Source organism: Janthinobacterium sp. CG3 (assembly GCF_000344615.1).
Taxonomy (GTDB): Bacteria; Pseudomonadota; Gammaproteobacteria; order Burkholderiales; family Burkholderiaceae_D; genus Janthinobacterium.
On the sequence record NZ_KB467824.1, the window covers coordinates 5,400,002 to 5,418,998 of the forward strand.

The 18,997-nt window shown below is 64.6% G+C and carries 20 protein-coding genes; 13 read left to right on the top strand and 7 right to left on the bottom strand.

Annotated features, from left to right (window positions below):
* Window positions 1–72 precede the first annotated feature (72 nt).
* The 8 genes from JANGC3_RS0123980 (at window position 73) to bamC (ending at window position 7,300) form a co-directional block, all read left to right on the top strand.
* Complete coding sequence (locus JANGC3_RS0123980) at window positions 73–906, top strand: 3',5'-nucleoside bisphosphate phosphatase (RefSeq protein ID WP_026133438.1); 834 nt, start codon at window positions 73–75, stop codon at window positions 904–906.
* Between the two features lie 108 nt (window positions 907–1,014).
* Window positions 1,015–1,896: a protease HtpX gene (gene htpX, locus JANGC3_RS0123985; RefSeq protein WP_017879034.1), complete on the top strand. Its 882-nt coding sequence runs from the start codon at window positions 1,015–1,017 to the stop codon at window positions 1,894–1,896.
* Window positions 1,897–1,942: 46 nt separating this feature from the next.
* The gene (locus tag JANGC3_RS0123990) at window positions 1,943–2,566 is read left to right on the top strand and encodes an L-threonylcarbamoyladenylate synthase (protein ID WP_017879035.1); all 624 of its coding nucleotides are present in this window, start codon (window positions 1,943–1,945) and stop codon (window positions 2,564–2,566) included.
* Between the two features lie 55 nt (window positions 2,567–2,621).
* The gene (locus JANGC3_RS0123995) at window positions 2,622–3,293 is read left to right on the top strand and encodes a site-2 protease family protein (RefSeq protein WP_017879036.1); all 672 of its coding nucleotides are present in this window, start codon (window positions 2,622–2,624) and stop codon (window positions 3,291–3,293) included.
* A 6-nt stretch (window positions 3,294–3,299) separates the two neighbouring features.
* Window positions 3,300–4,502 carry a tryptophan--tRNA ligase gene (locus JANGC3_RS0124000; RefSeq protein WP_017879037.1) on the top strand — a complete coding sequence of 401 codons (1,203 nt, stop codon included), beginning with the start codon at window positions 3,300–3,302 and terminating at the stop codon, window positions 4,500–4,502.
* 5 nt (window positions 4,503–4,507) lie between these two features.
* Entirely contained in the window at window positions 4,508–5,065 is a 558-nt protein-coding gene (locus tag JANGC3_RS29985) for a class I SAM-dependent methyltransferase (RefSeq protein ID WP_035787926.1), read from the top strand.
* A gap of 87 nt (window positions 5,066–5,152) precedes the next feature.
* The gene (dapA, locus tag JANGC3_RS0124010) at window positions 5,153–6,031 is read left to right on the top strand and encodes a 4-hydroxy-tetrahydrodipicolinate synthase (RefSeq protein WP_017879039.1); all 879 of its coding nucleotides are present in this window, start codon (window positions 5,153–5,155) and stop codon (window positions 6,029–6,031) included.
* Window positions 6,032–6,136: 105 nt separating this feature from the next.
* On the top strand, window positions 6,137–7,300 hold the full coding sequence (gene bamC / locus JANGC3_RS0124015) for an outer membrane protein assembly factor BamC (RefSeq protein WP_157406863.1): 1,164 nt from the start codon (window positions 6,137–6,139) through the stop codon (window positions 7,298–7,300).
* A 166-nt stretch (window positions 7,301–7,466) separates the two neighbouring features.
* On the opposite strand, the gene JANGC3_RS29990 is transcribed toward bamC, so the two are convergent.
* The 3 genes from JANGC3_RS29990 to JANGC3_RS0124030 all read right to left on the bottom strand — a co-directional run bounded on the left by JANGC3_RS29990 (window position 7,467) and on the right by JANGC3_RS0124030 (window position 9,688).
* Window positions 7,467–7,733: a hypothetical protein gene (locus JANGC3_RS29990; protein WP_081611967.1), complete on the bottom strand. Its 267-nt coding sequence runs from the start codon at window positions 7,731–7,733 to the stop codon at window positions 7,467–7,469.
* Window positions 7,734–8,034: 301 nt separating this feature from the next.
* Window positions 8,035–8,511: a DUF7931 domain-containing protein gene (locus JANGC3_RS0124025; RefSeq protein WP_026133439.1), complete on the bottom strand. Its 477-nt coding sequence runs from the start codon at window positions 8,509–8,511 to the stop codon at window positions 8,035–8,037.
* A gap of 55 nt (window positions 8,512–8,566) precedes the next feature.
* Complete coding sequence (locus JANGC3_RS0124030; protein WP_017879043.1) at window positions 8,567–9,688, bottom strand: ribosomal protein uL16 3-hydroxylase; 1,122 nt, start codon at window positions 9,686–9,688, stop codon at window positions 8,567–8,569.
* Between the two features lie 151 nt (window positions 9,689–9,839).
* Here JANGC3_RS0124030 and JANGC3_RS0124035 point away from each other — a divergent pair, with 151 nt between their 5' ends.
* Window positions 9,840–10,394: an FKBP-type peptidyl-prolyl cis-trans isomerase gene (locus JANGC3_RS0124035; RefSeq protein WP_026133440.1), complete on the top strand. Its 555-nt coding sequence runs from the start codon at window positions 9,840–9,842 to the stop codon at window positions 10,392–10,394.
* Window positions 10,395–10,567: 173 nt separating this feature from the next.
* Here JANGC3_RS0124035 and JANGC3_RS0124040 read toward each other — a convergent pair whose 3' ends face one another.
* The 4 genes from JANGC3_RS0124040 to JANGC3_RS0124055 all read right to left on the bottom strand — a co-directional run bounded on the left by JANGC3_RS0124040 (window position 10,568) and on the right by JANGC3_RS0124055 (window position 15,943).
* Window positions 10,568–11,515: a hypothetical protein gene (locus JANGC3_RS0124040; RefSeq protein WP_017879045.1), complete on the bottom strand. Its 948-nt coding sequence runs from the start codon at window positions 11,513–11,515 to the stop codon at window positions 10,568–10,570.
* Window positions 11,512–14,199, bottom strand: a complete 2,688-nt coding sequence (gene mutS / locus JANGC3_RS0124045) for a DNA mismatch repair protein MutS (protein ID WP_017879046.1) — start codon at window positions 14,197–14,199, stop codon at window positions 11,512–11,514. Before mutS ends, JANGC3_RS0124040 begins: the two co-directional genes overlap by 4 nt.
* 343 nt (window positions 14,200–14,542) lie before the next feature.
* Window positions 14,543–15,067 (bottom strand): transglycosylase SLT domain-containing protein, encoded by a 525-nt coding sequence (locus JANGC3_RS0124050; protein WP_081611968.1) that lies wholly within the window; start codon window positions 15,065–15,067, stop codon window positions 14,543–14,545.
* A gap of 360 nt (window positions 15,068–15,427) precedes the next feature.
* Window positions 15,428–15,943: a hemerythrin domain-containing protein gene (locus tag JANGC3_RS0124055; RefSeq protein WP_017879048.1), complete on the bottom strand. Its 516-nt coding sequence runs from the start codon at window positions 15,941–15,943 to the stop codon at window positions 15,428–15,430.
* A 386-nt stretch (window positions 15,944–16,329) separates the two neighbouring features.
* On the opposite strand from JANGC3_RS0124055, the gene JANGC3_RS0124060 reads away from it, so the two are divergent.
* The 4 genes from JANGC3_RS0124060 to JANGC3_RS0124075 all read left to right on the top strand — a co-directional run bounded on the left by JANGC3_RS0124060 (window position 16,330) and on the right by JANGC3_RS0124075 (window position 18,878).
* Entirely contained in the window at window positions 16,330–16,533 is a 204-nt protein-coding gene (locus tag JANGC3_RS0124060) for a cold-shock protein (RefSeq protein WP_017879049.1), read from the top strand.
* A gap of 428 nt (window positions 16,534–16,961) precedes the next feature.
* Window positions 16,962–17,666 carry a GTP cyclohydrolase I gene (folE, locus tag JANGC3_RS0124065; protein ID WP_051068414.1) on the top strand — a complete coding sequence of 235 codons (705 nt, stop codon included), beginning with the start codon at window positions 16,962–16,964 and terminating at the stop codon, window positions 17,664–17,666.
* A gap of 18 nt (window positions 17,667–17,684) precedes the next feature.
* Entirely contained in the window at window positions 17,685–18,110 is a 426-nt protein-coding gene (locus tag JANGC3_RS0124070; RefSeq protein ID WP_026133442.1) for a BLUF domain-containing protein, read from the top strand.
* 213 nt (window positions 18,111–18,323) lie between these two features.
* The gene (locus JANGC3_RS0124075; RefSeq protein WP_017879052.1) at window positions 18,324–18,878 is read left to right on the top strand and encodes a hypothetical protein; all 555 of its coding nucleotides are present in this window, start codon (window positions 18,324–18,326) and stop codon (window positions 18,876–18,878) included.
* The last annotated feature ends 119 nt before the right edge of the window (window positions 18,879–18,997 follow it).

Here is an 18,997-nt window from a genome sequence, read left to right on the forward strand (position 1 = left end):
GTCGTGCGATTTGGACAAGCAGCGTACAATGAATCCTTACCTCCTGTTCAGCTGACGCTAGGCTTTTTCCGTATGCTTAATGTAGATCTTCATTGTCATTCCAATATTTCCGACGGGGTGCTGGCGCCGGCCGCCGTGGCCGCCTACGCGCGCAAGGCCGGCGTCGACGTCTGGGCCTTGACCGACCACGACGAGGTCTCGGGCGTCGCCGCCGCGCGCGCCGCCGCGGCCGGGCATGGCATGCGTTTCGTCGCCGGCGTCGAGATTTCCATCACCTGGGCGCGCGAGACGGTGCATATCGTCGGCCTGCAAATCGACGAGGCCAACCCGGCGCTGCTGCGCGGCCTGGCCAGCACCCGCTCCGGGCGCGACGCCCGCGGGCGCGACATTTCGGCCCAACTGGCCGCCGCCGGCATCCCCGACGCCTACGAGGGCGCGCTGCGCTTCGTCGGCAATCCCGACCTGATGTCGCGCACCCATTTCGCCCGTTACATCGTGGAATGCGGCAAGTGCGCCAACATTCCCGAGGTGTTCCGCAAATACCTGTCGGAAGGCAAGCCCGGCTATGTCGAGCACCGCTGGGCCACCTTGGCCGAGGCGGTCGGCTGGATCCGCGGCGCCGGCGGCGTCGCCGTGATCGCCCATCCGGGCCGCTACCGCTTCAGCGACACCGCCGAGGGCGCGCTGTTCGACGAGTTCAAGCAACTGGGCGGCGCCGCCATCGAAGTCGTCACCGGCAGCCACAGCCCGGACCAGTATCCGCAGTACGCCCGGCTGGCCAACGACTACGGCTTCCTGGCCTCGCGCGGCACCGACTTCCACGCGCCGGGCGAGTCGCGCGTCGACTTCGCGCAGCTGCCGCCGTTGCCGGGCAACGTCACGCCGGTCTGGCACGACTGGTTTTAGCCCGCCGGCGGCGCCGCTGCGCGCCCGCCGCCTTGTTTTTGGCGGCGCCGCTCCTACCTTATGCTTACGCCGTTGAAGTCTCGGCCACTCACACCGGAGAGCCCCGCCATGAAACGCATCGTTCTGTTTATTCTGACCAACCTGGCCGTGATGCTGGTGCTGTCGATCGTGCTAACCGTGCTCGGCGTCGGGCGCCAGCCGTATGGCGGCGGCCTCGACCTCGGCAGCCTGCTACTGTTTTCGCTGGTGGTCGGTTTTACCGGGGCGATTTTCTCGCTGCTGATCAGCAAACCGATGGCGAAGTGGTCGACCGGCGCGCGCGTGCTCGACAACCCGTCCTCGGCCACCGAGCTGTGGCTGGTCAACACCGTGCGCGCGCTGGCCGAGCGGGCCGGCATCGGCATGCCCGAGGTCGCCGTCTACGAGGGCGAGGCAAACGCCTTCGCCACCGGCGCGTTCAAGAACTCGGCGCTGGTGGCGGTCTCCACCGGCCTGCTGCAAAGCATGAACCGCGACGAGGTCGAAGCGGTGCTGGGCCACGAGATCGCCCACGTCGCCAACGGCGACATGGTCACGCTGACCCTGATCCAGGGCGTGGTCAACACCTTCGTGGTGTTCCTGGCGCGGGTGGTCGGCTTTTTCGTCGACAAGGTTTTGTTGCGAGGCAACGGTGAGCGCGGTCCGGGCATCGGCTACAGCGTTACCGTGATGGCCTGCGAAGTGCTGTTCGGCATCGCCGCCTCGCTGATCGTGGCCTGGTTTTCGCGCCAGCGCGAATTTCGCGCCGACGCCGGTTCCGCCAAGTATCTGGGCAGCCCGGCGCCGATGATGCACGCGCTGGCGCGCCTGGGCGGCGTGGCGCCCGGACAGTTGCCGCAGTCGATGGCGGCGCTCGGCATCACCGCCGGCAGCGGCGGCTGGACCGCGCTGTTCGCCACCCATCCGCCGCTGGAGGCGCGCATCGCCGCGCTGCGTGGCGTACAATCGTGACAATTCTAACAAGGCGGCATGCCGAGCATGCCCGGCATAACGCGACATGAGCCAATTTTTCCAGATCCACCCCGAGAACCCGCAGCAGCGCCTGCTCAAGCAGGCCGCGCACATCATCCACTCCGGCGGTATCGTCGCGTTGCCGACCGACTCGTGCTACGCGCTGGTCTGCCACCTCGACGACAAGGGCGCGGTCGAACGGCTGCGGCGCATCCGCGGCATCGATGAAAAGCACCATCTGACGCTGCTGTGCCGCGACCTCAGCGAAATCGGCGTCTACGCCCGCGTCGACAACCGCCAGTTCCGTCTGCTCAAGGCGGCCACGCCGGGTCCCTATACCTTCATCCTGGAGGCGACCAAGGAAGTGCCGCGGCGCCTGAGCCATCCGTCGCGCAAGACCATCGGCCTGCGCGTGCCGGAAAACCGCGTCGTCCAGGCGCTGCTGGAGGAACTCGGCCAGCCCCTGCTGGGCACCACCCTGATCCTGCCGGGCGACGACGACACCCTGACCGACGCCGACAGCATCCGCGAGCGGCTGGAAAAGCACATCGAGCTGATCGTCGACGGCGGCGCCTGTAGTTTCGAGCCGACCACCGTGGTCGACCTGACCGGCGCCGAGCCGGTGCTGGTGCGCCAGGGCCGCGGCGACGCCGCGTTGCTGGGCCTGTGACGGCGCCGCGCGCGCCCGCGGCGGGCCGTTGTCGGCGCTCTGGTAGAATCGCGATATGAATGACATCAACCACATAGTACAAACCATTGCGGTTTTCCTGATTCCGGTCCTGTTCGCGATTTCCCTGCACGAGGCTGCCCACGGCTACGTGGCGCGCTATTTCGGCGACCCCACCGCCTCCAACGAGGGGCGCTTGAGCCTGAACCCGGCCAAGCACATCGACCCCTTCGGCACCGTCCTGCTGCCGCTGCTGCTATACCTGACGATCCAGATCCCGTTCGGCTACGCCAAGCCGGTGCCGGTCGACTACAGCCAGTTGCGCAATCCGAAAAAGCAGATGGCCTGGGTGGCGCTGGCCGGCCCGGGCGCCAATTTCTGCATGGGCCTGGGCTGGATGGTGCTGGCGGTGCTGCTGGCCACGGCCAATGTGCACGAGTCGTTTTTCCTGCGCATGGCCGCCGCCGGCGTCAGCGTCAACGCCGCCATGTGCGTCTTCAACATGATCCCGGTGCCCCCGCTCGACGGCGGACGCGTGCTGACCGGCCTGCTGCCGCTGGCGCTGGCGCGCAAGTTCGGCCGCATCGAGCAGTACGGCGTGTACGTGTTCGGCGTGCTGGTGGCGCTGATGTATTTCCACGTGCTCGACGGCGCGCTGATCGCCGCGGTCCAACTGCTGATCGGCGTCTTCAAGGTGCTGGTGCTGCCCCTGACCCTTCTTTTGAACTGATCAACTATGTACCCCGACCGCGTTGTCTCCGGCATGCGCCCGACCGGCTCCATGCACCTCGGCCACCACCACGGCGCGCTGAAGAACTGGGTCAAGATGCAGTCCGAGTTGCCCTGCCTGTTCTTCGTCGCCGACTGGCACGCGTTGACCACGCACTACGACGACCCGGGCTTGATCGAGCGCAGCACCTGGGACATGCTGGTCGACTGGCTGGCGGCCGGCATCGACCCGTCGCAGGCGACGCTGTTCATCCAGTCGAAGGTGCCGGAGCACGCCGAGCTGCACCTGCTGCTGTCGATGGCCACGCCGCTGGGCTGGCTGGAGCGGGTGCCGACCTACAAGGACCAGATCGAGAACCTGAGCAACAAGGACCTGGCCACCTACGGCTTCCTCGGCTACCCGCTGCTGCAGGCGGCCGACGTGCTGATCTACCGCGCCAGCCAGGTGCCGGTGGGCGACGACCAGGTGCCGCACATTGAAATGATGCGCGAAATCGCGCGCCGCTTCAACCATTTGTACGGCAAGGAGAAGGGCTTCGAGGCGAAGGCCCAGGAGGCGGTGAAAAAGCTGGGCAGCAAGCGCGCCAAGCTCTACAACGAATTGCGCACCGACTACCAGCAACAGGGCAAGGACGCGGCGCTGGAACAGGCCAAGGCCATGCTCGACGACGCCCAGAGCCTGTCGATGATCGACCGCGAGCGCCTGTTCGGCTACCTCGAGGGCAGCCGCAAGCTGATCCTGGTGGAGCCGCACGCGCGCCTGACGGCGGACTCGCGCCTGCCCGGCCTGGACGGGCGCAAGATGTCCAAGAGCTACGGCAACGCGATCGCGCTGCGCGAGGACAAGGACAGCGTCACCAAGAAAGTGCGCACCATGCCGACCGACCCGGCGCGGGTGCGCCGCAGCGACCCGGGCGACCCGGCCAAGTGCCCGGTCTGGCAATTCCACGAAGTCTATTCCGACAACGCCACCAAGGAGTGGGTGGCGAAGGGCTGCAAGTCGGCCGGCATCGGCTGCATCGAATGCAAGCAGCCGGTCATCGACGCCATTATCAAGGAGCAGGAACCGATGCACGAGCGCGCCCAGCAATACCTCGACGACCCGACGCTGGTCCGCGCCATCGTCGCCGACGGCAACGACGTGGCCCGCAAACTGGCGCAGGAAACCATGCGCGACGTGCGCGAGGCCATGGGCCTGGCGTACAGCTGATGGGGATGGACGCCATTTCCCCTTGGGTGCGGCGCTGGGCGCCGCTGATTCCGGCCGGCGAGGTGCTCGACCTGGCCTGCGGCGGCGGCCGCCACGCGCGCCACCTGGCGGCGCTGGGCCACGAGGTGCTGGCGCTGGACCGCGACCCGGACGCGCTGGCGCGCGCGGCCGGGCCGGGCGTCGTCACGGCCCAGTTCGACCTCGAGGAGGCGGACGCGGCCTGGCCTTACGCGGCCGGGCGCTTCGCCGGCGTGGTCGTCACCAACTACCTGCACCGGCCGCTGCTGGCCGGCATCGCGCGCAGCCTGGCGTCGGACGGCGTGCTGCTGTACGAAACCTTCAGCGCCGGCAACGCCGAGTTCGGCAAACCGTCGAATCCGGCCTTCCTGCTGGCCTCCGGCGAGTTGCTGGCCTGGGCCGCCCGGCACGGCTTGCGCGTGGTGGCGTTCGAGGAGGGCAGGGTGGACGCGCCGAAAGCGGCCATGGTGCAGCGCCTGTGCGCGGTGCGGGCCGATTTCCCGCCGCAGGCGGCGCTGCTGGCCGCGTGCGACGGCGTACTGTAATGAACTGTAAAACAGGTGCAAGATGCACCACAGGCGCGGCCTATCCGCTACAATCGATGTTTTAATTCTCGGCGCACCATACTTACTATGATCAAGGGCAGCATTGTAGCAATCGTCACCCCGATGCACGCGGACGGCAGTCTGGACTTTCCAGGCTTGCGCAAGCTGATCGACTGGCACATCGCCGAGGGTACGGACGGCATCGTCATCGTTGGCACCACCGGCGAATCGGCAACGGTCAGCGTGGAAGAACACTGCGAACTGATCCGTGCGACCGTCGAGCACGCCAAGGGACGCATTCCCATCATCGCCGGCAGCGGCGGCAATTCGACCGCCGAGGCGATCAAGCTGACCGAGTTCGCCAAGGAAGCCGGCGCCGACGCGGCCCTGGTAGTGGTGCCGTACTACAACCGGCCGACCCAGGAAGGCATGTACCAGCACTTCAAGGCCATCGCCCTGGCGGTCGACCTGCCGATCATCCTGTACAACGTGCCGGGCCGCACCGTGGCCGACATGTCCAACGAGACCATCGCGCGCCTGGCCGAGATTGCGAACATCGTCGGCGTCAAGGACGCCACCGGCAACATCGGCCGCGGCACCGACCTGCTGCGCATGGTGCCGCCGTCGTTCGCCGTGTATTCGGGCGACGACCCGACGGCGATGGCGCTGATGTTTTGCGGCGGCCAGGGCAACATTTCGGTGACCGCCAACGTCGCCCCGCGCGCGATGCACGAGTTGTGCGTGGCGGCCATGGGCGGCGACATCGCCGGCGCCGTGGCGATCAACAACAAGATGATCCCGCTGCACCAGAAATTGTTTGTCGAGCCGAACCCGGTGCCGGTCAAATGGGCGTTGACGGAAATGGGCATGATGCCGTCGGGCATACGCCTGCCGCTAGTCGGCCTGGCCGAAGACTGCCACGACACCGTCCGCGGCGCCTTGCGCGAAGCCGGCGTATTACCATAAGGCCCAGTCCGCCGCGACCCGGCGGGCTGGCCATGAGCCCCGACTTGAAACGGTCCGGATCTTCCCTGATTTCAGCTGCTGTTTAGCTTCTCATCCAGTAACGACATGACTATTCGCAATAAACTTTACCCGGCCCACGCCGCCATGGCACAGCGCGGCCTCGTTATCGGCGCCGTTGTCGTCAGCCTGGCCGGCTGCGGCATGATCAGCTCCGTGGTAGGCAACGACAAGGTCGACTACAAGTCGGCCAAGAAAGCCAGCACGCTCGACGTGCCGCCGGATCTGACCCAGTTGCAGAAAGACAATCGTTACACGCTGCCGGACGCCAAGAACGGCGTCGCCACGGCTTCCGGCTACAACGCGCAAAAAAGCGCCGCGCCGATGGCCGCGGCCGGTACGCCCGGCGTGCTCGCCGGCACCGCCGAGACGCGCGTCGAGCGCGCCGGCAACCAGCGCTGGCTGGTCGTCAAGCAGACGCCCGAGGCCTTGTGGCCGCAGCTGAAAACCTTCTGGGAGGATTCCGGCTTCACGCTGGCGCTGGAGCAACCGGCGGCCGGCATCATGGAAACGGAATGGAATGAAAACCGCGCGAAGATCCCGCAAGACTTCGTGCGCAGCACCATCGGCAAGGTCTTCGATTCCCTGTATTCGACCGGCGAGCGCGACAAGTACCGCACCCGCGTCGAGCGCCTGCCGGACGGTTCCAGCGAAATCTACATCAGCCACCGCGGCGCCGAGGAAGTGGTCACCGGCCAGCAAAAGGACGGCACCATCTGGACCGCGCGGCCGAACGACCCGGGCCTGGAGGCCATGTTCCTGGCGCGCCTGATGACGCGCCTGGGCAGCGGCGACGACACGCAGGCGAAGACCGCCGTCGACAAGGCCGTCGTGCAAGCGCTGCACGCCAAGCTGACCGGCGCCGCCGGCAGCCGCGCGGTGGAAGTGGACGAGGGCTTCGACCGCGCCTGGCGCCGCGTCGGCCTGGCGCTGGACCGGGTCGGCTTCACCGTCGAGGACCGCGACCGCACCCAGGGCACGTATTTCGTGCGCTACCTCGACCCGGACGTCACCAAGACCGAAAGCTTCTTCAAGAAGCTGCTCAGCTTTGGTGCGTCCGAGAAGGACAAGGAAGCGCTGCGCTACCGCATCTCGGTCAAGGCCGGTAGCGGCGCCAACAGCCTGGTCACGGTGCTGAGCAACGACGGCAAACCGGAAGTGTCGGCCACCGCTGAGAAAATCCTGACGCTGCTCAACGAGCAGTTAAAGTAAGGCCATGGCTGGCCGCCAGCGCGCGGCCAAACGTTAAAAAGCCGACCCGGGGGTCGGCTTTTTTATCGCCGTTCGCTTCGATCGCGGCCTTGGCGCATGCGCCGTTGCCGCAGTCCAGGCGTAAAAAAACCGGCCCGAAGACCGGCTTTTTTACAGCAAGCTGATATTACTTCGAAGCGGCCGAAGCGGCAGCCGAAGCTGCGGTCGAAGCAGCAACCGAAGCGGCAGCAGCAGCGTCAGCAGCGGTCGAAGCGGCAACCGAAGCGGCAGCAGCAGCGTCAGCGGCAACAGCAGGAGCAACTTCAGCAGCTGGGGCAGCTGGAGCGGCAGCAGGAGCTTCGACAACAGCAGGAGCTACTGGAGCTTCTTCTTTTTTGCTGCAAGCAGCCAGAGCAACAGCCAACAGGGAGGCGATCAGCAGGGATTTTTTCATGTGTTTTCCTTAAATATTTCAAAAATGTTCAACAATGTTGCGATGAATAATTACCGGTAATTATCGCTCGTTAGGTCGTTCTTCGAAGGCTTTTCGTACCTAGAGGTGCTCTGCCAGACAACGGAAACTTCCTAACCGAATATTATAGCGATTTTTGGTGCATCGCAATAGGAGTAACCGTCAATTCCGCAACTATTTTGTGATAACGCAATATTTACCGGAGCGATACATTTCCATTTGATGCAAAGTTACCCCGAAAGCAGATTCACGGGCGCCATGATAAGGCATTTCTTGATTTTGCTCATATTCCGGCCGTGCTCGCGTGCAGTCCCGGATCGGATTCCGCCCAGATGCCGCCGAAGCGCTCCGCGCACAAATTGGTGTCGGCTTCGCTGTCGAATACCGCCTCGCCGCGCGGATAATCGCAGTGGAAGCGCCGCACCACGTGCAGATCGTCGGCGATACAAAAAGAATCGGTCAGATGGCGCAGGTTCTTGCTTGTTACGCGACATTCAATCAGGTGGCTGAATTGCGTCAGCAGACGCAGCAGGCGCGGGCACTGGCGCTCCAGCAAGGCGTTGCTGTGCGCCACCAGTTCAATCCGGCCCTTGCCTAGCAGGAAGCGGCGCAGCGTGGCGTCGACCTCGGTGCTACCCAGCCCCCATAGCGCGAAGTCGGGGTCGAACAGGCGCAAGCGCCATTGCGCGCGCCCAAGGCAAAGCCTGAGGTGTTGCTCGAACTCGCTCCGGCTTGAAAAATGAAACACTTGCTTTTCCATTGCCACTCCTTGCTTGTCAAACCAACACTTCGGCGACGCCTTGCCGTAAAAGCCGTTACGCCAATTCCAGCCAGCCGTCCTGGTACCAGGTGTACAGCGCGTCCATCACATCCTCGGAGGCGCTGGCCAGGGCCGCGCCTTCCAGCGCGCGCTGGTTCGCCAGCGCCTCCAGCGCGACCTTGTCGGCGCGGCCGATGGCGAACGATTCGCCGTTGATGAACACGTGCTTGCCGCGGTATAGCATCAAGCTCTTGCGCGACAGCGCCACGCCCTTCTTGGCGGCGCTGAGCGCGAAGCGTTCCGGCGTCAGCGGCTTGGCCGGGCCCTTGAAGAAGACGTTGTGCTTCGGTTCGGACAGGTGTTCGCCGAGGAAGATGGTGACGTCGTCCTCGGTGAAGCGCACCTTGTTCATTTCCTCGGCGACGGCGCTGAGCATCTTGCGCGGGATTTCGGCCGGGTGCTTCGTCACTTCCAGGTCCGGGTCGCCGTAGCGGCCCGGCAGGTCGATCGAGTCGGCCATGAATTGCAGGAAGGCTTCGCCCAGCTCCTGGTAGGACGGCGAGCGGAAGCCGATCGAGTAGGTCTGGCAGTCGCCGACGGCGACGCCGTCGTGCGCGTAGTGCGGCGGCAGGTATAGCATGTCGCCCGGTTCGAGCACGAACTCCTCGGTCGGCTTGAACTTGCTGAGGATCTTCAGCGGCAGGCCTTCGACCAGGCTGAGGTCCTTCTGCGGGCCGATTTGCCAGCGGCGCTGGCCTTGGGCTTGCAGCAGGAACACGTCGTACGAGTCGAAGTGCGGGCCGACGCCGCCGCCGTCGGTGGCAAAGCTGATCATCAGGTCGTCCAGGCGCGCGTCCGGGATGAAGCGGAAGCGGCGCAGCAGGTCGTCGGCGTCGTCGTTGTGCAGGTTGGCGCCCTGCACCAGCAGGGTCCATTCCTTTTCGTCGCGGCCGGGCAGGGTGGCCAGCGGGCCTTGCCGCATCTGCCATTCGCCGCCGGTGTGGCTGACCAGACGCGCTTCGACGTGGTCTTGCGCGGCCAGCGCCGCCAGCGCGGCAATGCTCATCAACGGCTTGAAGCCGGGGATGGCTTGGCGGATCAAGAGCGGCTTTTTGTGCCAGTAGTCGCGCAGGAACTGCGCCGGCGTGATATCGCCGAGGATGGATGGTTTTTTCATTCCACCATTATAACAATGCGCCGTGGCGCGGCGGGGAATCGGGCGCCAAGCCGCCCGCCCGCGCAACGCGCCTGGCGCGCCGGCGCGGATTCCCTCATTCGCCTGGCTAAGAGGGTATAATTTGCCAGCTTATACAATGAAAGGAAGCACAATGAAGATTGCCAAGAACACGGTCGTGACTGTAAATTACAAACTGTCAGATGCTCAAGACAATCTGATCGAAGACGGCCGTCAGCCTATGGTCTATCTGCACGGTGACTATGAGAACACCCTGCCGAAAATCGAAGAAGAACTCGACGGCAAGGAAGTCGGCTATGCGAACACCATCCAGATTGAACCGGACGATGCGTTTGGCGAATACGACCCGGCGCTGGTCAAGGTCGAGCCGCGCAGCCGCCTGCCGGATCCACTGGAAGTGGGGATGCAGTTCGAAGGTATGCCGGACAGCGATTCGGCCGACGAAGAGGCGATGATTTTCACCGTCACCGATATCGCCGACGATAAAGTCGTGCTCGACGGTAACCATCCGCTGGCCGGCATCGCACTGCGCTTCTCGCTGACGGTCGCCGACGTGCGCGCCGCAACGGACGAAGAGATCGCCCACGGCCACGTCCATGGCGCCCACGGCCACGGCCACGACCATGACGACGAAGATGACGGCGACGCCGAAGACAGCGACCACTTCCGCAGCCACCCGATCCATTAAGATCGCGTAAGTTATTCAAACGCCGCTGAGATGCGGCGAACTGGCGGGGCGTTGGGGTTGGGCTTAACCGCGTCGGCGTAACCCGACTGGCGTCGGCAGCGGCTCGGCGTCGGGCTACGCGTTCCGCCGACCTACGGGCGGAAATTTGCCGCAACTGCGCGCATCCTCCGCCATTACTGCGCTTCGCCGTTTTTAATATCGAACAAATTGGCGCGTCCGGGGTTGACCTGGATCCGCACCCAACCGGCGTTGACGCTGACATGCCCCAGGTTGTCGTTCCACTCGATGGCCGGCGCCGGCGGATTTTTCCCGCGCTTCGTATCGATCAGCAAAACCTTGCCGCTGAACTTTTTCGCCAGCGTCCTGATCTGCCGCCGCATCACGGCAAAACCATCCTGTTTCGTGTTAAAGCTTGGCAGCAGCGAGCGCTCGTCCTCGTTTTGCACGCCGACGTCGCCGTCGGAAAACAGCACAATGCCGTCCAATTTTTTACGCTGCGCCGCAGCAAAAAGGCGCTGCAACCACGAACGGTTGGCCACCAGGCGGTCCTCGAACTCGCTGTTGCGCCCGGCTTCCGGCAAAAAATGGTTGTTGTTGGCCGGCAGGTTGATGGTGGCGAACAGCACCCGGCCCGACTCCCATTGGCTGTTCTCGGCGTAGCTGCGGAACTTGGCGTTGGCCGACAGCCGCGCCAGCGCCAGCTTGCGCGCGCCCAGCGAATTGTCGTCGGCGAAAAACAGCTCGCGCAGGCGGTTCAGGCGGTCGATCGCGTTCGAGCGGCCGGCCGAATTCTTGCAGCCGCTCCAGTCGCTGGCGGCCAGCGACACCACCAGCGGCCACTCGCTCTCGTCGAGCAGCTCCACGCGGCGCGCGTACAGCTTGTCGCTGCACGACTCGCTGTCGGCCTTGATGCCGGTGGCGACCACGAAGGCCAGGTTGGCCTGGTTGGTGTCGCGGATCGCCTGGCGCAGCTCGGAGTCGTCCGGGCCCGACTGGAACGAATGCCCGATCACGCCGAACTGGAAGGTCTCGCCGGCGCGCGCGCTGCGGGCGGCGGCCGGCTGGCACGCCAGCGCGGCGGCCAGCAGCGCCGCCAGCACGGCATTGCGGCGCTGGCTCATGCCTGGGCCGGCACGGACAGGCGCTTCAACTGGTATAACTGCTCGAGCGCCTCGCGCGGGGTCAGCGCGTCCGGGTCGAGCACGTCTAGCGCGTCCAGCAACTCGGCCAGCGCCGGGTTGGCGGCCGGCGCCGGCGCCGCCTCTTCCTCCTGCGCGTAGGGATCGCTGGCCGGCGCGGCGAACAAGTCGCGCTGCGGCGTGGCGTCGAGCGCCTGCGCCTCCAGCCGCGCCAGGTGCTTGCGCGCGGCCTTGATCACCGCTTGCGGCACGCCGGCCAGCTGGGCCACCTGCAAGCCGTAGCTTTGCGAGGCCGGGCCGGCCTGGACCGCGTGCAGGAAGACAATGCTGTCCTTGTGCTCGACCGCCGACAAATGCACGTTGGCCGCGCTCGGGTGGCTTTCGGGCAACTGGGTCAGCTCGAAATAGTGGGTCGCGAACAGCGTGAAGCTGCGGCTGGTGTCGATTAGGTGGCGCGCGATGGCCCAGGCCAGCGCCAGGCCGTCGAAGGTCGATGTGCCGCGGCCGACCTCGTCCATTAGCACCAGCGAATGCTCGGTGGCGCCGTTCAGGATCGCCGCCGACTCGGTCATTTCGACCATGAAGGTGGAGCGCCCGCCGGCCAGGTCGTCGGTGGCGCCGATGCGCGTGAAGATGCGGTCGATCGGGCCGATCACGGCGCTGGCGGCCGGCACGTAACTGCCGATGTAGGCCAGCAGCGTGATCAGCGCGACCTGGCGCATGAAGGTCGATTTACCGCCCATGTTCGGGCCGGTGATCAGCAGCAGGCGGCGTTCGTTGACGAAGTTGCAGTCGTTGGCGATGAAGCGCTCGATTTGCTTCTCGACGACCGGGTGGCGGCCCTCGACGATGTTGATGCACGGCTCGCTCACCAGTTGCGGCGCGTTCCAGTTGTGGTGCAGCGCGTGCTCGGTCAGCGCCGCCAGCGTGTCGAGCTTGGCCAGCGCCTGGGCGATGGTTTGCAGGGTGCCGATGTGCGGCGCCAAGTCGAACAGCAACTGTTCGTACAGCACCTTTTCGCGTACCAGCGCCTTGTCCTGCGCCGACAGGGCCTTGTCCTCGAACACCTTGAGTTCCGGCGTGATATAGCGCTCGGCGTTTTTCAGCGTCTGGCGGCGGCGGTAGTCGTCCGGCACCTTGTCGGTCTGGCCGTGCGTGACCTCGATGTAGAAGCCGTGCACCTTGTTGTATTCGACGCGCAGGTTGGCAATGCCGGTGCGGGCGCGTTCGCGCGTTTCCAGGTCGACCAGGAACTGGCCGGCGTTTTCGGACAGCGCGCGCAACTCGTCGAGTTCGGCGTCGAAGCCGCGCGCGAACACGCCGCCGTCGCGCACCATCGCCGCCGGCTCCGGCGCGACGGCGCGCTGCAGCAGGTCGAGGCAGGCCGACGGCGTGGCCAGCGCCGCGTGGACCGAGGCCAGCAGGCTGCCGTCGAAGCCGGGGCCGTCGCAGCGCAGCACGCCCTGCCGCAGCGCCGGCAATTGTTGCAGGCCGTCGCGCAGCGCGGCCAGGTCGCGCGGGCGCGCCGACAGCAGGGCGATGCGGGTGGTGATGCGTTCGATGTCGGGCACCTGCGCCAGCGTCGCCGCCAGCGCGCCGCTGGCGTCGCTATGGGCCAGCGCGGCGATGGCCTGGTGGCGCGCGCGCGCCACGCCCTGGTCGCGCCGGGCGTGGTGCAACCAGTGGCGCAGCAGGCGCGAACCCATCGCCGTGCGGCAATGGTCGAGCAGCGAGAACAGCGTCGGCGACTCCTGGCCGCGGATGGTTTCGGTCAGCTCCAGGTTGCGCCGGGTGGCCGCGTCCAGGCCGATGAATTCGTTTTCGGTCTCGGTCGTCAGCGTGCGCACGTGTTGCAGGCCGCGGCCCTGGGTCGAGTGGGCGTAGCGCAGCAGCGCGCCGGAGGCGCCGAACGCCGCGCCCAGGCCGTCGGCGCCGAAGCCGGTCAAGGTCGCCACGCTCAACTGTTCGAGCAGGGCCTTGTGGCCGCCCAGCACGTCGAAGTGCCAGTCGGGCACGCGGTTGACGTTGGCGCCGGCGTGGTTTTCGAACATGTCGGCGCTGTCGCCGCGCAGGATCTCGGCCGGGGCGATGCGCTCCAGTTCCTGCTGCAGGCGCACCGTGACCGACTTGGCGTCGCCGGAAAACTCCATCAACTTCAACGCGCCGCTGGCCAGCGACAGCCAGGCCAAGCCGGCGGTGAGGCTCTTGCGCTGGCTGATCACGCACAGGGCCAGCAGCGGCCGCTCGGATTTCTCCGGCAGCAGGTCGGCGTCCGTCAGCGTGCCGGGGGTGACCACCCGCATCACCTTGCGTTCGACCGGCCCCTTGCTGGTGGCCGGGTCGCCGATCTGCTCGCAGATCGCCACCGACTCGCCCAGCTTGACCAGCTTGGCCAGGTACGGGTCAAGCGAGTGGAAGGGGATGCCGCACATCTTGATCGGGTTGCCGTTCGAGGCGCCGCGCTGGGTCAGCGTGATGCCGAGGATGCGCGAGGCCTTCTCGGCGTCCTCGAAAAACAGCTCGTAGAAGTCGCCCATGCGGTAAAACACCAGCATCGTCGGGTGATCGGCCTTGATCTTCAGATACTGGACCATCATGGGAGTGTGTTTTTCCGCCGGGCTGTTCTTGATGGCGGCGGCGTTGATTTCGGTCGGGGTGGTGGTCATGTGTTCTTTGTCGGTGGGGCGGGGCAGGTCGGCTGATGTGCCCGCCAATCGCGGGGCAGCGCTGCGCTTGCGTTAAGGCCGCCATTTTACCGCTTTCGCCGCCGCCGACAGGACGAAAGCGCAACGATTATCAATAAATCACCGCGAGTTAGACGCCTGTCCGGTCTTCTCCGTCGCGCTTCGCGAGCGCCATATCAGGGCCGCAAGCCCGGGCAGGTAGACGCGGCGGTTAAAAACGACGAAAGCCCGGTTTTATCGCACCGCGCTTTTGCGGGGCAGACGATGGGGCGAGGCTTTTCGATGGCGGCGTGGACTTTTGTCCCCACTGTGGAGGGCGTGGGCGTCATAGACCCAATGCGGTTTTGACCTTGGCTTGAATCTCCACGATGTGATGGCCCTTGCGAAGCACCGACCAATAACGCGCGCCGCCAGCGTGCCTGTTGCGCGAGCTTGACGCCACCACCTTGTCCCGGGAAACCAGGCTGGCCATTATTACTACCGCGCAGCGCAGGTTCACCAGCGGTTGCTCCAAGCTCTTCGCGGCGCGGTCCAGCGGCTCCAAAGTGTAATTCACGGCGTCCTCATAGCTCAACTGGAGCAATCCGACCGAGTCTATCCCCAGCGGCGCGGGTTCGTGATAAATCGCCGTCGGCTTCCATGCTGATTCGCGCCACGCTATCGCCACCAATAGTTCGGCCCAGAACTTGAGTTGGTGTTCCAGGCTCAACGTTGAGTAACCGGCGACAAATCCCTCGGGATTACCAAGGTCCAATGTGTTCTTCGCCGCGGCGACGGACGCGAGCAGTTGCTCAGACCACGGCTTGCGAACCGGCTTGTCGTCCCAGGACAGCATTCTCGGGTTGTTCATGGGTACTCTCTTCGGAAATTCGACGCATCAGGAAGCGTGAAGCGTGAAGCCACACCGGCTAGTTCTACAGTGACGACTGTATCGGGAAGGGCGGGGAGGAAGGGGACAATGCGTGCGGTTGTTGTTTTGAGTCATTCGGGATGACGGCATGCACATCTCTTCATATTGCAAAACAATCGCCGACATTTCCCTGGCACCCGGCGTGTACTGGGTGCGCGTGGAAAACCTGCGCGCCGCGCCGGCATTCGCCGGCGGGCCGATCCACTTGTATATCTATCCGTTCGATTTGGGCAAACGAGGAGCGCACGGCGCCGGCCCCGCAGCGGACAGTTCGGTGCCGCCGCGGAGCCGCCTCGCCGCCTATTGCACCGAGGGCAGTTCGACTTCCTCTTTGCGCGCCTCGATGGCCTGGCCCAGCGCGGCCAGGTCGAGCTTGGCTTTTTTCGCCTTCGGAAACATCTCGCCTTCCTCTTCCTTGACGTGGTGCTCGATTTGCTCCGACAACACCTTGACCTTGGCGTCGTACAGCTCGTCGGCCGGCTCCATGGCGAGGATCTGCGCGATCAGCTCCTTGGCCGAGGCGTGCTCGACCGTTGCTTCGTCGATCAGGTCTTCGTTGTCGCCGTTGGCCTCGCGCACGGCGGGGTAGAAAATCTCCTCTTCGGCCGTCGCGTGCCTGGTCAATTCCAGGCAAATCTCGTGCGCCAGTTTTTTCTTCTTGGCCGGGGAGCGGTCGCTCAGCGCCTCGTACTGCTCGAACAGCGCCTTGACGTGCTCATGGTCCTGCGTCAGCACCGCGATGGCGTCGCGTTGTTTGGCCGATTCGGTGGGGATTTTTTTCGGGATTGCTTGCGCGGTTTTGCTTGTGGCGGTCATGCTGGCTCTCCTTAGGGGTGCTTGGCCAGCGCTGAATTACGGGCCAATGCGTTATAGAAATTACACTATAATCTGTTGCCAAAATTCAGGGATAGGCGGATTCGCCAGCGCTTTGTAGGATTTTGGCGCGTCGTGTCGCAAACGGCGCCGCGCCCCCTTTCCAAGCTCGGATCGGCCTGCGAACGGTAGAAATTAGTGCTTAATGACAATTTTGTGGAATAAAAACGGGTTAATTGCACCGGACGATACAGAAAGTGCGAGCATATCCCGCCATTTTTGCTAGAATGAGCTTTGCTCGGCCAGCGTTGCGCCGTTAGTTGGCGTTTAATGACTGCTGCGAAGAACTGGTTTGTGCATCCTGAAACTTACTGATATTGGAAATTGAAATGGCAAATGGCATTGTAAAATGGTTTAACGACGCAAAAGGTTTCGGTTTCATCACGCCAGACGAAGGCGGCGAAGACCTGTTCGCGCATTTCTCGGCGATCAACTCGAATGGCTTCAAATCTTTGGCTGAAAACCAACGCGTCACTTTCGACGTGACCACCGGCCCTAAAGGCAAGCAAGCGTCGAACATCCAGCCACAGTAATGTGCTGATCGAGCCGTAAAAGGAAGGTCCTCTATTGAGGGCTTTTTTTTCGCCCGCATATTCGGCGCCGCCCGCCGCCCGCCGCGCGCGATGCGCCCCGCCCCGTCTTCTCCCCACCCCCCTTTTTTTCTCCGGCCCGCGTGCCCCAGCCACGGCGCCGCGCTAACGCATTACGCTGAACCCTGACGCTGAAAAAGTAAGCGCTCCTCCCCCGGCCGCAGGCGATCCGCCCTGGTTCGCCGGGCGGCTCTGTTACCATCCGCCCTGTGATCCGGCCGCGATCTTGTTGATGCGGTCGGGTTGGGGCGTTACACTGGGTGCAACCAGCAATGCCAGCAACATATTTTCCGACCTAAGCGATGGCCGGTCCGGCGTACCCGCTCGGCCGCCCGGCGCAGCTTTTGCATACTTTTTTACAGGACCGCCGCATGTCAACTGATTTGACACACTTCACACCCGTCAACGTTCCGGTCTCCGAGCGCATCCGCCAGCGCCTGGTGGCCAGCAAGACGCGTTTCCACGCCAACGACAACATCGCCCCGTTCATCGAGCCGGGCGAGCTGGACGCCTTGCTCGACGAAGTCAGCGCCAAGCTGCAGGGGGTGCTGGAGAGCCTGGTCATCGACACCGTCAGCGACCACAACACGCAAGACACCGGGCGCCGCGTCGCCAAGATGTTCATCAACGAGGTGTTCGGCGGGCGCTACGTGCCGATGCCGCCGGTGACCGAGTTTCCCAACGCCGCGCATTTGAACGAGCTGATGATCATCGGCCCGATCACCGTGCGCAGCGCCTGCTCGCACCACCTGTGCCCGGTGATCGGCAAGGTCTGGATCGGCGTCATGCCGAACGAGCACTCGAACCTGATCGGCCTGTCCAAATACGCCCGCATCGCCAACTGGATCATGAGCCGGCCGCAGATCCAAGAGGAGGCGGTGGTGCAACTGGCCGACCTGCTGCAGGAAAAAATGCAGCCGGACGGCTTGGCCGTGGTGATGGAGGCCGACCATTTTTGCATGCAGTGGCGCGGCGTCAAGGACATGGACGCGAAAATGATCAACAGTGTGATGCACGGCTCGTTTCAAAAGGATCCGGCGCTGCGGCGCGAGTTCCTGTCCCTGATTAAACGCTAATTTATCCGAAAGGCCACCATGCTAGTTCGACTTTTGTATGCCAGCCGCGTCGTCGCCGGCGCCGCGCCGGAGGCGATCCACGACATCATCCAGCAGGCGCAAGCGCACAATCCGCAGCACGGCATCACCGGCATCCTGTGCCACAGCGAGCGCGTTTTCATGCAGGTACTCGAGGGCGGGCGCGAACCGATCAACGCGCTGTACGGCCAGATTTTGCGCGACCCGCGCCACACCGACGTGGTGCTGCTGCACTACGAGGAGATCAACGAGCGGCGCTACGCCTGCTGGACCATGGGACAGGCCAACCTGGCCAAGGTCAACGCCTCCATCCTGCTGCGCTTTTCGACGCTGCCGGAGTTGAACCCGCACGCCATGTCGGGCAAGAACTCGCTGGCGCTGATCGACGAACTGGCGGCCAGCGCGGCCATCATCGGCCGCGCCTAGTCGGTTGCCGCAGCCGGTTCCCCGTTCTACGCCACTCCTTGCGCCAGATCAGCCGGCCCAAGCGCCTATCCGGTTTGGTGCAACAGCGAACAGAAATGCCGTTGGATACGCTCTATTGTGGAGTCGCTGGTTTGTTTGCAGCCTCATGCAAGCGCCAGCGGCAACGCCGCATTTTTCTTCGGCATTTTTGTTCATTTCACCCAAGGAGATAGCATGACTAACCAAGACAACACTTCGAGCATGGTGACCGGCCTGTTCAACGACCGCGACAGCGCCGAACGCGCCTACAATTCCGCGCTCTCGCGCGGCTACAGCAAGGACGACGTATCGCTTGTGATGTCCGACGAAACGCGCAAGCGCCATTTCGCCGGCGGCGACACCGTTGAAACCGAATTGGGCAGCAAGGCCGCCGAGGGCGCCGGCATTGGCGCCGGTATCGGCGGCACCATCGGCGCCGTACTGGCCGGCATTGCCGCGTTAGGCACCAGCCTGGTGGTTCCCGGCCTGGGCCTGGTGGTGGCCGGCCCGCTGGCCGCCGCGATTGCCGGCGCCGGCGCCGGCGGCGTCACCGGCGGGCTGATCGGCGCGCTGGTCGGCGCCGGCATTCCCGAGGAGCGGGTGCAGCATTATGAGCAGGGCATCAATCAGGGCGGCATCCTGATGGGCCTGCGCACCCGTTCGCCGGAAGATGCGCAGCATATCGAGAGCAGCTGGAAAGAGAGCTCCGGCCAGCACGTCGTGGGGCCGTCGAGCAGGAACCTGATGTAAGGCGTGTACGGCGCGGCGAGCCGCTCGCGACCGGCTGCGCCGTTTCCGCTTGGCCGGTGTAGGCGCGCTTACCTCTTGCGCGCCGCCGCTTGTCCTACCCGGCCACAGCCGGAACGCCC